The sequence below is a fragment of the Pseudomonas mandelii genome (assembly GCF_002251635.1).
GTDB lineage: Bacteria > Pseudomonadota > Gammaproteobacteria > Pseudomonadales > Pseudomonadaceae > Aquipseudomonas > Aquipseudomonas mandelii_B.
Genome location: NZ_NMOJ01000050.1, coordinates 1 through 12,525, shown reverse-complemented (window position 1 = coordinate 12,525; position 12,525 = coordinate 1). Strand labels below are relative to the sequence as shown.

Genomic DNA, 12,525 nt, shown 5'->3' with positions numbered 1-12,525 from the left:
ATCGGTCAACTCCCCGATTTTCCAGATGCCGGTGTACAATCGCGTTTTTATACCCTTGTCGATCATGCGAAGGATTTTCCGGATGTTGCCGCGTTTTCCTGCCGTCACCCGCTGCCTGTCTCTCGCCGCCCTTTGTGTGGCGGGCCCCGTAGCCGCATTGGAGCTGCCCTTGCCACCGCCGGGTGAAGACATCGTTGGTCAGGTCCAGGTGATCAAGGCCAAGTACGAAGACACCTTCGCCGACCTGGGTACTACCTATGACCTGGGCTATTCGGAAATGGTCGCGGCCAACCCGGGTGTCGATGCCTGGTTGCCCGGCGCGGGCACGGAAATTGTGCTGCCCACGCGTTTCATCCTGCCGCCTGGCCCGCGTGAAGGCATCGTCATCAACTTGGCTGAATACCGCCTCTACTACTACCCGAAAGGCCGGAACGTGGTGTACACCTTCCCGCTGGGCATCGGCCGTGAAGGCTGGGGCTCGCCGATTGCCCACACCAGCATCATCGCCAAGACGCCGAACCCGACCTGGACCCCTCCAGCGTCGATCAAGGCCGAGCACGCCGCTGACGGCGACCCGCTGCCTAACGTGGTGCCGGCCGGCCCGGATAACCCGCTGGGGCCGTTCAAGTTCACGTTGGGCACGCCGGGGTATCTGATCCACGGTTCCAACATGAAATTTGGTATCGGCACGCGTACAAGCCACGGCTGCTTCCGCATGTTCAACAACAACGTGCTGGAAATGGCGAGCATGGTGCCGGTTGGCACGTCGGTACGCATCCTCAGCGATCCGTACAAGTTCGGTGTCAGTGGTGGCAAGGTGTATCTGGAAGCGCACACGCCGCTGGACGACAAGGGCACACCGTCGGTCGTCGACAAGCACACCGCGGTGATCAACGCCTTGCTCAAGCGCGAAGACATNNCCAATAACCTGCGCATGAACTGGGATGTGGTCCGCGACGTGGTGGCCGCTGAAGATGGCCTGCCGGTGGAAATCGGAGTGCCGAACACTTCCGCACCGATGGTGACGAGTGCACCGATCGACCCGCTGCAGTAAAGCCTGAAAAGAACCCGCCGAAGCAGGTTGCCTCGGCGGGTTTTTTATTGCCGAAAGGAAACACCGGGCAAAAAAAAGCCGATCCAAGAATGGATCGGCTTGATAACAACCCCGAAGGATTATTACTTGCGGCTTGCTTTTTCAAGCATGCGCAGAGCGCGCTCGTTAGCTTCGTCAGCAGTCTGTTGTGCTTTTTGAGCAGCAGCCAGAGCTTCATCAGCTTTACGGTAGGCTTCGTCTGCACGAGCCTGGGAGCGAGCTGCTGCGTCTTCAGTTGCAGTCAGACGAGCTTCGGTTTCTTTGGAGACGCTGCTGCAACCGGTAGCCAGAACTGCGGCCAGAGCCAGAGCAGAGAATTTCAGAACGTTGTTCATCGTGTTCCCCTTCAAGGACTTTCTATTAAATGGCTACTTTCTCAGAGTGAGCTGATAGCCGGCGTACATACTACTCATTACTTGTAGTAAGTAAACTGACGTAGCGCAAGAAGCAAAAAAAATTGTAGGCGTTGATTCTTTTTCGAGCAACTTTTAACTGCATTGTTTAAAAAATATCCAGCTGGGAGGCCCGAGATGAGCGAGCCGCCGAAAAAAAGTTCCGTGCACTCAGCGCTGTTTTTCTCATTCTTGGCTAAAGTCTGTCTATATGGATTCGTCCATACTTTTGTTCAGATTTTGCGCCGTGGCTCTCATAATCTTTATCCATCTTGATGGTGACTTTAAGAGCGCGCGTTCGTCTTAAGTCTCAACATCCGGCAATGTTCAGGCTATCGACCCGCGGATATCTCCGTTCGAGCCGTCCCTGCGTCACCCGGAGCAGCACCCGCCACTGAGCGCGATGACGAGCGTACCTTGAGCATTTCTGCCAATGGTGCCTACTATTTGATACGTGCTCGGTTGCGCGAGATCGGTGCAGCTCTTCTCGGCGTCCATTCAGGCACGGGGTGGCGTAGATGTTCCTTCGCCGGAAAAACATCGGTAAGGTAGGGGTCGAAATTCAAGACCCGCGAGGAGTAGTGATGAGCGAGGCGTTGTCCATCCACCATGACCAGGCTGGTCATCAGTTCGAGACCAATGTGGACGGTCATCGTGCCTATCTGACCTATATGGACCTCGGGAAGCAGACCCTGGACATCTATCGTACCTTCGTGCCCAACGCACTGCGNGGTCGCGGCATCGCGGCCGCATTGACCGANNAAGCGTTGCAGTACGCTGAAGAAATGGGTTACACCGTCATTCCATCGTGCTCTTACGTCGAGCGCTACATGGAGCGCCACCAGCGGCATGCCGCCAAGCTGAGCCAGTAACCTCAAAATACGAACACAAAAAAAACGCCGGGTTTAGCCCGGCGTTTTTGTGTGCGNCANAACGTGATCAGNTGCGTTTGCGTTTGGGCAACACGTCCTTGAGCTTGGCGTGCATGCTGCGCAGGGTGGTTTCGGTGGCGGCCCAGTCGATGCAGGCATCGGTGATCGACACGCCGTACTGCAAGTCGGCCAGGTCTTTTGGAATCGCCTGGCAGCCCCAGTTCAAGTGGCTCTCGACCATCAGACCGATAATCGACTGGTTGCCTTCAAGAATCTGGTTGGCGACGTTTTCCATCACCAGCGGTTGCAGGGCCGGGTCCTTGTTGGAGTTGGCGTGGCTGCAGTCGACCATGATGTTCGGCTTGATCTTGGCTTTGTTCAGCGCCTGTTCGCACAGTGCAACGCTGACCGAATCATAGTTCGGCTTGCCGTTGCCACCGCGCAATACCACGTGGCCATAGGCGTTGCCCTTGGTGGTGACGATGGACACGCCACCTTCCTGGTTGATACCCAGGAAACGGTGCGGGCTGGACACCGATTGCAGCGCGTTGATCGCGACCGTCAGGCCGCCATCGGTGCCGTTCTTGAAGCCCACGGCCGAAGACAGGCCGGACGCCATTTCGCGGTGGGTCTGGGATTCGGTGGTGCGCGCGCCGATGGCCGACCAGCTGATCAGGTCCTGCAGGTATTGCGGGGAGATCGGGTCGAGGGCTTCGGTGGCGGTGGGCAGGCCCATTTCGGCGAGGTCCAGCAGCAACTGACGACCAATGTGCAAGCCGTCCTGAATCTTGAACGAGTCGTCCAGGTACGGGTCGTTGATCAAGCCTTTCCAGCCGACGGTGGTCCGCGGTTTTTCGAAATAGACGCGCATCACCAGGTACAGGGTGTCGGACACTTCCGCCGCCAGTACCTTGAGCCGCTCGGCGTATTCGTGGGCCGCCTTGAGGTCGTGGATCGAGCACGGCCCGATGACGACGAAGAGGCGGTGGTCGGTGCCGTCGAGAATGTCACGGATGACTTCGCGACCCTTGGTTACGGTCTGCAGGGCAGCGTCGCTCAGAGGGATTTCGCGCTTGAGCTGATCGGGCGTGATCAGGGTCTCGTTGGATTCGACGTTTAGGTCATTGATCGGTAAATCAGCCATCGTGTTACTCGTCAGGGTCACGGGTGCCGGCCGCCAGCCANCCCGNGCGGCGGAGCACAGCAAATTAAGCGCGTCGGGGAGCCGAACCTTAGCGCGTTAAGCGCCTGCTCGACAATGGGCAGACACCGGTTTTGGGGGCTTTCTCACTAATTGAGAACGTCGCCTAACCCAGCGCAGGCTGTGCAAATGCCTTGCTAACCGTGTCGTGAGAGAACTCGTCGGCATGCTGTTGGACCCAGTCAAGGGCCAAGGCCTGAATATCTTGCAGGTCTTCGTGTGCGTCACGCAGGCGGCAATAACGTTCGATCTGGCAAACCTGCTCGCCCATTCGCGCACTGAACAGCATTTGTTCGTCGACGAAGGCAATGCCCACCAGGTAACCGCGCTTGCGTCGCAGGCACCAGGCCACATAGCCCAGATAGCGCAAATCGGGATTCAAGGTTGGCATGCGCACTTCCAGCGCCGTACCGTGGCGCCAGGCACGGTGGTAATTGCAAGCCATGCCGCCGAGGCTGATAGTGTGCAGCCGTTGCCGCGAAATGCACTCATGCTTGAGCAACGTTAACTCGACGGGCACATCGTCAGGGTGAGGTAAAAAACGTCCCATGAACACAAACTCCATGTGTCGGCCATTTGACATTGTTTCCCCCAGTATAGTGGTCGAATTGGAACTGACCGATTTCGACGCCGACCAACGGCTGCTGGCGATGGGCGGTGTATCGCTGGTGATTTTCACCAGTGTCGGCTGCGCCAGTTGCCGTTTTGCCCGCGAGCAACTGCCGGGACTCGATCTGGCGATCAACCGGCTGTGCTGGATCGATGCCGGGGACAATGGCGGGCTGGTCGAGCGTTATCAGGTTTTTCATTTGCCGGCGCTGTTTGTGGTGCGCGACGGCGAGTTCTTCGGGGCAGTACAGTCGCGCCTGACCAGCACCGGGCTCAATGAAGCCGTGCGTCAGGCGCTCAGTCGACATGCAGAGGAGTTGCCATGATGGGGGCCGTTGCCAAACCGACCATCGGTATTATCGGAACCGGCGCGATCGGCGGGTTCTACGGGGTGATGTTGGCGCGGGCCGGGTTCGATGTGCACTTTCTGTTGCGCAGCGAATATGCAGCGGTCGCCGAACACGGGCTGCAAGTCAACAGTGCGGTGCATGGCGCATTGACGCTGAACCCGGTCCAGGCCTATTCGTCCGCTGAGGACATGCCCGCCTGTGACTGGTTGCTGGTCGGCGCCAAAACCACCAGCAACGCGGACCTGGCGCCTGCCATCATCCAGGCCGCCGCACCGAATGCCAACGTCCTGCTGTTGCAAAATGGGCTAGACGTCGAAGACAGCTTGCGGGAGTTACTTCCCGATTCCCTGCACCTGCTCGGCGGACTGTGTTTTATCTGCGTCCATCGCGAAGGGCCTGGTGTCATAACCCATCAAGCACTCGGCGCGGTAAACGTCGGCTACCACAGCGGTCCCGCAGCCGATGAGCAGGCGCGAATGACGATTGTCGAGGAGGGCGCCGGACTGTTCCGCGCGGCCGGCATCGACTCCCAGGCCATGCCGAACCTGCACCAGGCACGCTGGCAAAAACTGGTCTGGAATATCCCTTACAACGGCCTCTCGGTTCTGCTCGGCGCCAGCACCACGCCGTTAATGGCCGATGTCGACAGCCGGGAACTGATCCAGGCGCTGATGGCCGAAGTGGTTCAGGGAGCCCTCGCCTGCGGTCACGACATACCGGCCGGGTATGCCGAACATCTGTTCAAGGTGACCGAGAAAATGCCCGACTATTGGCCGAGCATGTACCACGATTTTTTGCACAAACGACCGCTGGAACTGCAGGCTATTTACGCGCGTCCTCTGGCGGTGGCCAAGGCGGCGGGGTGCGAATTGCCGCGAATCGAAGCCTTGTATCACAGCTTGAGTTTTATCGATCGGCGCAACACGTAAGCCGATCAACCTGAGGGGGAAGGGCATGGCAAAGACTATCGACGACAAACTGGTGCTGGCGATTTCGTCGCGAGCGCTGTTCGACCTGGGCGAAAGCCACAAGGTTTATGAGTCGAGCGGCGTCGAAGCCTACCGGCAATATCAGATTGAACACGAAGACGAAATCCTCGCGCCCGGTGATGCGTTTCCGTTGGTGGAGAAACTCCTCAATCTGAACGCCAGCCTCGGTCGGGCCCGGGTCGAGGTGATCCTGGTGTCGCGCAACAGCGCCGACACCGGCCTGCGGGTATTCAACTCGATTGATCATTATGGCCTGGCGATTTCCCGCGCGGCGTTCGTTGGCGGGCGCAGTCCTTATCCGTACCTCAAGGCCTTTGGCTGCGACCTGTTTCTCTCCACCCATGCCGAAGATGTACGCAGCGCGCTGGACGCCGGGTTCGCTGCGGCGACCATTTTGTCGGGGGGGGCCAGCCGTGCGGCCAGCGATGAGCTGCGCATCGCCTTCGACGGTGATGCCGTGCTGTTTTCCGACGAGTCTGAGCGTNTNTACCAGGCCGGCGGGCTGGAGGCGTTTCAGGCCAGCGAGCGCGAGTCGGCGCGCCAGCCTTTGCACGGCGGTCCGTTCAAAGGCTTCCTCGCGGCCCTCAATCTGTTGCAGCGCGAGTTTCCCGATGACGCCTGTCCGATCCGCACTGCCCTGGTGACGGCGCGGTCGGCGCCAGCCCATGAGCGGGTGATCCGCACCTTGCGCGAGTGGGACATTCGTCTGGACGAGTCGCTGTTTCTCGGCGGCTTGACCAAATCGGCGTTTCTCGAAGCGTTTGCCGCTGACGTGTTTTTTGACGATCAGGCCGGCCACTGTGAACTGGCTCGCGAAGTGGTCGCCACCGGCCACGTGCCCCATGGCATAAGCAACGAGCAAAAAGTTTAAGCCCGCCGTTCAACGCGTTACGCCGAACGTCGTACTCGCCAAGGCACTGCTAAGCTGAATCAAATCTCCGCCATGTTGGTACGCGAGGAGGTCATATGATTCATTCGATGCTGTATGCCACGGACCTTGGTCTGTATGCGCCGTTGGTGATGCAGCATGCCTTGGCGCTGGCGCGGACATTCAATGCCGACTTGTATGTGGTGCACGCCGTTGAGCCCATGGGGTTGTTTGCCGAATCAGTGCTGCAGAGTTACCTCGATGAGCAGGCCTTGAACGAGTTTCACAGTCAGGGCCTGAGCACGGTGATCGCCAATATCGAGCAGCGGGTGCTCGACAGCTTTCGTGAAGAGTTGGGGGATGAAGGGGAGCAGGATCTGGAGCGGATCAAAGCGGTGCGGGTGCTGCAGGGTGACCCGTCGCAGGTGATTCTTGACCAGGCGCAGAAACTCTCCGTGGATTTGTTGATCGTAGGTAGTCATAGCCATGGCGCAGGTGCGGAAACACCTTTGGGTCGCACCGCTGCGCGGGTGTTGCAACTGTCTCGGGTGCCGGTTTACCTGGTGCCGCTGGTGGAACGTCGTCGCCAAGGGGATCGTTAGGGCAAGAATAGTGGCAATTTGACAAAAAAGTTCTAGATTTATTCTTCGAACCATTAATATAGTTATATACCGTCGCTGATACCCGTGGCGTCTATTTGCTTTGAGGGACATCTATGAAGCTTCAACAACTGCGCTACATCTGGGAAGTGGCGCACCACGACCTCAACGTTTCCGCTACCGCTCAAAGCCTCTACACCTCGCAACCCGGTATCAGCAAGCAGATCCGCCTGCTCGAAGACGAGCTGGGCGTCGAAGTGTTCGCGCGCAGCGGCAAGCACCTGACCCGCGTCACCCCGGCTGGCGAGCGCATCATCACCACCGCCGGCGAGATCCTGCGTAAAGTCGAAAGCATCAAGCAGATTGCCCAGGAGTTCTCCAACGAGAAGAAAGGCACCCTGTCGATCGCCACCACCCACACCCAGGCGCGTTATGCCTTGCCGCCGGTGATCCGCGATTTCATCAAGCAATACCCCGACGTGGCGTTGCACATGCACCAGGGTTCGCCGATGCAGATCGCCGAGATGGCCGCTGATGGCACCGTTGACTTCGCCATTGCCACCGAAGCCCTGGAGCTGTTCGGCGACCTGGTGATGATGCCGTGCTACCGCTGGAACCGTTGCGTCGTCGTGCCCCAGGGTCACCCGCTGGCCAAGCTGCCGAAGTTGACCCTGGAAGCCCTGGCTGAATACCCGATCGTGACTTACGTGTTCGGTTTTACCGGCCGCTCCAAGCTCGACGAAGCCTTCAGCCATCGCGGCCTCACCCCGAAAGTGGTGTTCACCGCCGCCGACGCCGACGTGATCAAGACTTACGTGCGCCTGGGCCTGGGCGTGGGGATCGTGGCGAAAATGGCGGTCGACACCAACCTCGACAAAGACCTGGTGGTACTCGACGCCAGTGAGCTGTTCGAGTCCAGCGTGACCAAAATCGGCTTCCGTCGTGGCACATTCCTGCGCGGCTTCATGTGCGATTTCATCGAGAAGTTCGCACCGCACTTGACCCGCGAAGTCATGGCCAAGGCGATCCAGTGCCACAACAAGCAGGAACTGGAAGAGCTGTTCGACGGCGTAGAATTGCCCGTCCACTGANTGTTATTAAATGACCTCGGTGACAGCAAACTGTTGCCGAGCGCCCGCCACCAGAATCTCCACTTCGTCCCCTTCGAACTTGCCCAGCAGGCTTTTGCCCAGCGGTGAACGAGGGGTGATGACGGTGATCATTTGCCCCACCATGTCGACTTTCAGACCCGCCGCGTCCGGGGCCAGAAACAGCCACTGCTCACGACCTTTTTCGTCTGCCAGGCCCAGCAGGGCGCCGACTTCGATCCCGCGTTGTTCGTCATAAGGACGCAGGGGCAGGTTCTGGCACAGCGTCAGCGCCTGTTTGATTTCCTCGACGCGTTTGGCCTGCCCGGCCGCCAGGTAGGAAGCTTCCAGCCCCAGCGTGTCGTACTTGTTTTCCGCAATGTTTTCTTCGTGGGTCGCGGTTTCGTAGGCGGTCTGCGCGGCGCGCTGGGCGATGTCGAGATCGATCCGAAGCTTGTCGATAATCAACTGGTGGACGGTTTGCTTATTCATGATCAGTCGCAGAATTGCAGGACGTTGGCGCGGCTTTTTTCGCTGGGCGCGGTCTGGTCCTGCTGCAGCCAGAACTGGCATTTGGGGTTGGACAGNTTGCGGCGGGTGCTGCGGGCCTGATCCATGCGTTGCTGCTGCTCGTTTTTGCGCAGGTTCTCTTCGTACTGTTCGAACAGCGGGCTCTGCGGCGGGATGTCCGGCACCGGTTGCACCACCACCGGCGGCTTGGCCAGTTGCTCCACCGCGGCGGCGACGGGCGCGAGTTGCTCGCTGAACAGCAGGCGCGAGGCGAGCCAGCAAGTCAGCGCTATTGCGAGGAATCCAAGCCACAGACCGAGGGCAATGCTGCCGGTCAATTGCAGCGCATTGAGCTGAATCGGCAACGGACGGCGAGGGGTGGGACGGTAGGGCATGGCTGCCTCCTGGCGGGTGGTCGCGGGGGAGTGGCGATTGTCGCACGAAGATTAATCGCCGTCGGCTCTTCTGCGCGAGGTAATTTATGCGGACAATCGGCGCCTTTGCCAATGGGAGCCTGGAATGCCTGTGATGCCTCAAATGAAAAACCGCTGGCGCTGGGATATTTTTTGCACTGTGGTCGACAACTTTGGCGACATCGGCGTGACCTGGCGCCTGGCCCGACAGNTGGTGGNCGAACATGCCGTGACGGTGCGCTTGTGGGTCGATGACCTGCGGGCCTTCGAACGTATCTGTCCTGAAGTCGACATCAGCGCCGCGCAGCAATGGCAGCAGGGTGTCGAAGTACGTCAGTGGTCCGCTGAATGGCAACCTGCTGAAGCCGCCGATGTCGTGATCGCCGCGTTCGCCTGCCAGTTGCCGAGCGCCTACATGGACGCCATGGCCTCGCGGGAAAAGCCGCCGCTGTGGATGAACCTCGACTATCTGAGCGCCGAAGACTGGGTGGTCGGTTGTCACGGTTTGCCGTCGGTGAAGTACAAGACTGTGCAGAAGTACTTCTTCTTCCCGGGGTTCCAAAAAGGCACGGGAGGCTTGCTGCGTGAAAGCGGTTTGCTTGAACGGCGCAGGCAGTTTCAGCAAAGCCCCGAGGCACAGCGAGCATTCCTGCAAGGCCTGGGGATTGATCGCACACCGAACGCCCAACTGATCTCACTGTTCGCGTATGAAAACAGTGGCTTGGCCAATTGGCTGGACACGATGGCCGCCGATTCGATACCCACGCATCTGCTGGTGCCCGAAGGCCGGATTCTAGGGGATGTAGAGCGTTGGCTTGGTGTCGATCAGCTGGCTGCCGGCGCAGTGCATGTGCGCGGAGAGTTGACCGTGCAAGTGTTGCCGTTCGTCCGACAGGATCAATATGACCGCCTGCTGTGGTGCTGCGACTTCAACGCCGTGCGCGGCGAAGACTCGTTCGTACGCGCCCAGTGGGCCGGGCGCCCGTTGTTGTGGCACATCTATCAGCAGGACGAAGACATCCACCTGGACAAGCTCGACGCCTTCCTGACTCTTTACACGAAAGGCCTGTCCGAGCCTGCCCGCGAGGCGATCAGCGGTCTTTGGCGTGCGTGGAATGCAGACCTTGATATGTCCGACCACTGGCTGACTACCCGTAAACACTGGCCGGAGCTGCAAAAACACGCCGAGGCGTGGTGTCTGGAACAGGCCTTGCAGGCCGATCTTGCGACGGCGCTGGTACAGTTTTATGAAAGTTGGATATGATACGCGACCTTGATTTTTGTAAATCCCATCCAAATTTCGGATATACGCAATGAAAACTGGTAAAGAACTGAAACCCGGTACAGTGATCCGTCTCGAAAACGACCCTTGGCTGGTTCAGAAAGCTGAGTTCACCAAGTCTGGTCGTAACAGCGCAATCATGAAGACCAAGCTGAAGAACCTGCTGACCGGTTACAAGACCGAGATCGTCTACAGCGCCGATGACAAACTGGACGACGTGATCCTCGACCGCAAAGAAGCGACCCTGTCCTTCATCAGCGGCGACACCTACACGTTCATGGACACTTCCGACTACACCATGTACGAACTGAACGCTGAAGATATCGAAGCCGTTCTGCCGTTCGTGGAAGAAGGTATGGAAGACGTCTGCGAAGCTATCTTCTTTGAAGACCGCCTGGTTTCCGTAGAGCTGCCAACCACCATCGTGCGTCAGGTTGACTACACCGAAGGTTCCGCTCGCGGCGACACTTCGGGCAAGGTAATGAAGCCTGCCAAATTGAAAAACGGTACCGAACTGGCCGTTGCNGACTTCATCGAAATCGGCGACATGATCGAAATCGATACCCGCGAAGGCGGTTCCTACAAAGGCCGTGCTAAATAAGCACTGCTTCAGGAATGAAAAAGCCCGACCATTGAGTCGGGCTTTTTTGTGCCTGTCTGAAACACACTCCTACAGGGGGCGGTGTTATTTCAGGTGTTGCTTGAGCTCTTCGGACAGACCATTGAGTCGGGCTTTTTTGTGCCTGTCTGAAACACACTCCTACAGGGGGCGGTGTTATTTCAGGTGTTGCTTGAGCTCTTCGGACGCTTGCAGCATCGCCGACCGCACCGCCGGCACCTTGCTCACTACGTTAAGCAAGCCGTAGTCGTGAATCATCCCGTTGTAACGAACCGCGGTAACCGGTACACCAGCCTCGTCCAGTTTGCGGGCATAGGCTTCACCTTCATCGCGCAACACGTCGGCACCGGCTGTTTGCACCAGGGCAGGTGGCAGGCCTTTTAGTTGCGCAGTGGTCGCCCGCAGCGGCGAGGCGTAGATCTCGTTACGTTGTTTAGCGTCGGTGGTGTAGTTGTCCCAGAACCACTTCATCATGTTTCTGGTGAGGAAGTGCCCCTCGGCAAACTGGTTGTAGGACGCGGTTTCGAAGCTGGCATCGGTCACCGGCCACAGCAGCACTTGGAACTTGATCGCCGGCGTGCCCTTGTCTTTTGCCATCAGGGCAACCACGGCCGCCATGTTGCCACCGACGCTGTTGCCGGCCACGGCCAGGCGTTTGCCGTCGACGTTGATCTCTTTACCGTGCTCGGCCACCCATTTGGTCGCGGCGTAAGCCTGGTTGATCGCCACCGGGTAATGCGCTTCCGGCGACGGGGTGTAATTGACGAACACCGCCGCCGCACCCGACCCCGTCACCAAGTCGCGAACCAGACGTTCGTGGGTCGGGAAGTCACCCAGCACCCAACCTCCGCCGTGGAAGAACATGAACACCGGCAGCTCGCCTTTGACCCCGGCCGGCCGGACGATGGTCAGGCTGAGCGGTTGGCCGTCGACTTGAATGGTCTTCTCGCTGACATCGGCTTTTGGCAGTGTCAGTTTCACCGAGGCTTGCGCACCCACCAGCACCGCACGGGCTTCTTTGGGGGTGAGTTGTTCCATCGGTTTGCCGGTGCCGGCATTCAGGGCATCGAGGAACGCCTGGGTGTTGTGTTCAACCCCGTCGCCCGCGAATGCGTTGCTGATGGACATAGCGAGAAGGGTGCCGGTCAAGACTTTGCTGAAAGTGTTCATGTTCATTTCCTGTTCGGGCTTGGTAGTCGGCGGTTAGACGGTGACGTGCAGGCGCACATCGACGTTGCCACGGGTCGCGTTCGAGTACGGGCAGACTTGGTGAGCGGCATCGACCAGGCTTTGCGCATCATCTTGGGCCAGGCCCGGCAGGCTCACGTGCAGGTCGATGTCCAGGCCGAAACCACCGGGGATTTGACCAATGCCGACGTGGGCGGTGATCGAAGCGTCATCCGGGATTTTGCGCTTGGTCTGGCTGGCGACGAACTTCAGGGCNCCGATGAAGCANGCCGAGTAGCCGGCTGCAAACAGTTGCTCAGGGTTGGTGGCTTGGCCGCCGGCACCGCCCAGCTCTTTGGGGGTAGAAAGTTTGACGTCGAGGATGTTGTCGCTGGAAACCGCACGACCATCACGGCCGCCGGTGGCGGTGGCTACTGCGGTATAGAGAGTTTGCATGGTGTCGTCCTCTTGGG

The 12,525-nt window shown here is 58.9% G+C and carries 16 protein-coding genes; 9 read left to right on the top strand and 7 right to left on the bottom strand.

The window, feature by feature from the left end:
- Window positions 1–82: 82 nt before the first annotated feature.
- On the top strand, window positions 83–1,054 hold the full coding sequence (locus B7L09_RS07455) for a L,D-transpeptidase family protein (RefSeq protein ID WP_094468381.1): 972 nt from the start codon (window positions 83–85) through the stop codon (window positions 1,052–1,054).
- 122 nt (window positions 1,055–1,176) lie between these two features.
- Here B7L09_RS07455 and oprI read toward each other — a convergent pair whose 3' ends face one another.
- The gene (gene oprI, locus B7L09_RS07450; RefSeq protein WP_003172710.1) at window positions 1,177–1,428 is read right to left on the bottom strand and encodes an outer membrane lipoprotei OprI; all 252 of its coding nucleotides are present in this window, start codon (window positions 1,426–1,428) and stop codon (window positions 1,177–1,179) included.
- Between the two features lie 641 nt (window positions 1,429–2,069).
- Between oprI and B7L09_RS07445 the strand changes: the two genes are divergently transcribed.
- Complete coding sequence (locus B7L09_RS07445) at window positions 2,070–2,357, top strand: GNAT family N-acetyltransferase (protein WP_094468380.1); 288 nt, start codon at window positions 2,070–2,072, stop codon at window positions 2,355–2,357.
- A 67-nt stretch (window positions 2,358–2,424) separates the two neighbouring features.
- Here the strand turns inward: B7L09_RS07445 and B7L09_RS07440 are convergent, their stop codons facing one another.
- Together B7L09_RS07440 and B7L09_RS07435 are read right to left on the bottom strand one after the other, a co-directional pair.
- Window positions 2,425–3,501 carry a 3-deoxy-7-phosphoheptulonate synthase gene (locus B7L09_RS07440; protein WP_094468379.1) on the bottom strand — a complete coding sequence of 359 codons (1,077 nt, stop codon included), beginning with the start codon at window positions 3,499–3,501 and terminating at the stop codon, window positions 2,425–2,427.
- A gap of 163 nt (window positions 3,502–3,664) precedes the next feature.
- Window positions 3,665–4,108: a PilZ domain-containing protein gene (locus B7L09_RS07435; protein ID WP_094468378.1), complete on the bottom strand. Its 444-nt coding sequence runs from the start codon at window positions 4,106–4,108 to the stop codon at window positions 3,665–3,667.
- Between B7L09_RS07435 and B7L09_RS07430 the strand changes: the two genes are divergently transcribed.
- The 5 genes from B7L09_RS07430 (at window position 4,107) to cysB (ending at window position 8,064) form a co-directional block, all read left to right on the top strand.
- Window positions 4,107–4,493 carry a thioredoxin family protein gene (locus B7L09_RS07430; protein WP_094468377.1) on the top strand — a complete coding sequence of 129 codons (387 nt, stop codon included), beginning with the start codon at window positions 4,107–4,109 and terminating at the stop codon, window positions 4,491–4,493. The two genes, B7L09_RS07435 and B7L09_RS07430, sit on opposite strands and share 2 nt — an antisense overlap.
- Window positions 4,490–5,446, top strand: a complete 957-nt coding sequence (locus B7L09_RS07425) for a putative 2-dehydropantoate 2-reductase (protein WP_094468376.1) — start codon at window positions 4,490–4,492, stop codon at window positions 5,444–5,446. The genes B7L09_RS07430 and B7L09_RS07425 overlap by 4 nt, the downstream gene beginning before the upstream one ends.
- Before the next feature lie 25 nt (window positions 5,447–5,471).
- Window positions 5,472–6,377, top strand: coding sequence for a 5'-nucleotidase (locus tag B7L09_RS07420; RefSeq protein WP_094468375.1), 906 nt, complete (start codon window positions 5,472–5,474; stop codon window positions 6,375–6,377).
- A gap of 95 nt (window positions 6,378–6,472) precedes the next feature.
- Window positions 6,473–6,976 carry a universal stress protein gene (locus B7L09_RS07415; RefSeq protein ID WP_094468374.1) on the top strand — a complete coding sequence of 168 codons (504 nt, stop codon included), beginning with the start codon at window positions 6,473–6,475 and terminating at the stop codon, window positions 6,974–6,976.
- A gap of 113 nt (window positions 6,977–7,089) precedes the next feature.
- Complete coding sequence (cysB, locus tag B7L09_RS07410; RefSeq protein ID WP_003189876.1) at window positions 7,090–8,064, top strand: HTH-type transcriptional regulator CysB; 975 nt, start codon at window positions 7,090–7,092, stop codon at window positions 8,062–8,064.
- Window positions 8,065–8,070: 6 nt separating this feature from the next.
- On the opposite strand, the gene B7L09_RS07405 is transcribed toward cysB, so the two are convergent.
- Entirely contained in the window at window positions 8,071–8,553 is a 483-nt protein-coding gene (locus B7L09_RS07405) for a GreA/GreB family elongation factor (RefSeq protein WP_094468373.1), read from the bottom strand.
- Between the two features lie 2 nt (window positions 8,554–8,555).
- Complete coding sequence (locus B7L09_RS07400) at window positions 8,556–8,966, bottom strand: hypothetical protein (RefSeq protein ID WP_094468372.1); 411 nt, start codon at window positions 8,964–8,966, stop codon at window positions 8,556–8,558.
- A gap of 124 nt (window positions 8,967–9,090) precedes the next feature.
- Here B7L09_RS07400 and earP point away from each other — a divergent pair, with 124 nt between their 5' ends.
- Complete coding sequence (gene earP, locus B7L09_RS07395) at window positions 9,091–10,248, top strand: elongation factor P maturation arginine rhamnosyltransferase EarP (protein WP_094468371.1); 1,158 nt, start codon at window positions 9,091–9,093, stop codon at window positions 10,246–10,248.
- Between the two features lie 49 nt (window positions 10,249–10,297).
- Entirely contained in the window at window positions 10,298–10,867 is a 570-nt protein-coding gene (locus B7L09_RS07390) for an elongation factor P (RefSeq protein WP_094468370.1), read from the top strand.
- Window positions 10,868–11,041: 174 nt separating this feature from the next.
- On the opposite strand, the gene B7L09_RS07385 is transcribed toward B7L09_RS07390, so the two are convergent.
- Together B7L09_RS07385 and B7L09_RS07380 are read right to left on the bottom strand one after the other, a co-directional pair.
- On the bottom strand, window positions 11,042–12,055 hold the full coding sequence (locus tag B7L09_RS07385) for an alpha/beta hydrolase (RefSeq protein ID WP_094468369.1): 1,014 nt from the start codon (window positions 12,053–12,055) through the stop codon (window positions 11,042–11,044).
- Between the two features lie 33 nt (window positions 12,056–12,088).
- Window positions 12,089–12,508, bottom strand: coding sequence for an organic hydroperoxide resistance protein (locus tag B7L09_RS07380; RefSeq protein ID WP_034126737.1), 420 nt, complete (start codon window positions 12,506–12,508; stop codon window positions 12,089–12,091).
- Window positions 12,509–12,525: the final 17 nt, after the last annotated feature.

Excerpts from the sequence above, each read along its gene's own strand:
- oprI (WP_003172710.1), bottom strand. The coding sequence starts at position 1,428 with ATGAACAACGTTCTGAAATTCTCTGCTCTGGCTCTGGCCGCAGTTCTG.
- B7L09_RS07430 (WP_094468377.1), top strand. The coding sequence starts at position 4,107 with ATGAACACAAACTCCATGTGTCGGCCATTTGACATTGTTTCCCCCAGT.
- B7L09_RS07435 (WP_094468378.1), bottom strand. The coding sequence starts at position 4,108 with ATGGGACGTTTTTTACCTCACCCTGACGATGTGCCCGTCGAGTTAACG.
- B7L09_RS07425 (WP_094468376.1), top strand. The coding sequence starts at position 4,490 with ATGATGGGGGCCGTTGCCAAACCGACCATCGGTATTATCGGAACCGGC.
- B7L09_RS07415 (WP_094468374.1), top strand. The coding sequence starts at position 6,473 with ATGATTCATTCGATGCTGTATGCCACGGACCTTGGTCTGTATGCGCCG.
- cysB (WP_003189876.1), top strand. The coding sequence starts at position 7,090 with ATGAAGCTTCAACAACTGCGCTACATCTGGGAAGTGGCGCACCACGAC.
- B7L09_RS07405 (WP_094468373.1), bottom strand. The coding sequence starts at position 8,553 with ATGAATAAGCAAACCGTCCACCAGTTGATTATCGACAAGCTTCGGATC.
- B7L09_RS07385 (WP_094468369.1), bottom strand. The coding sequence starts at position 12,055 with ATGAACACTTTCAGCAAAGTCTTGACCGGCACCCTTCTCGCTATGTCC.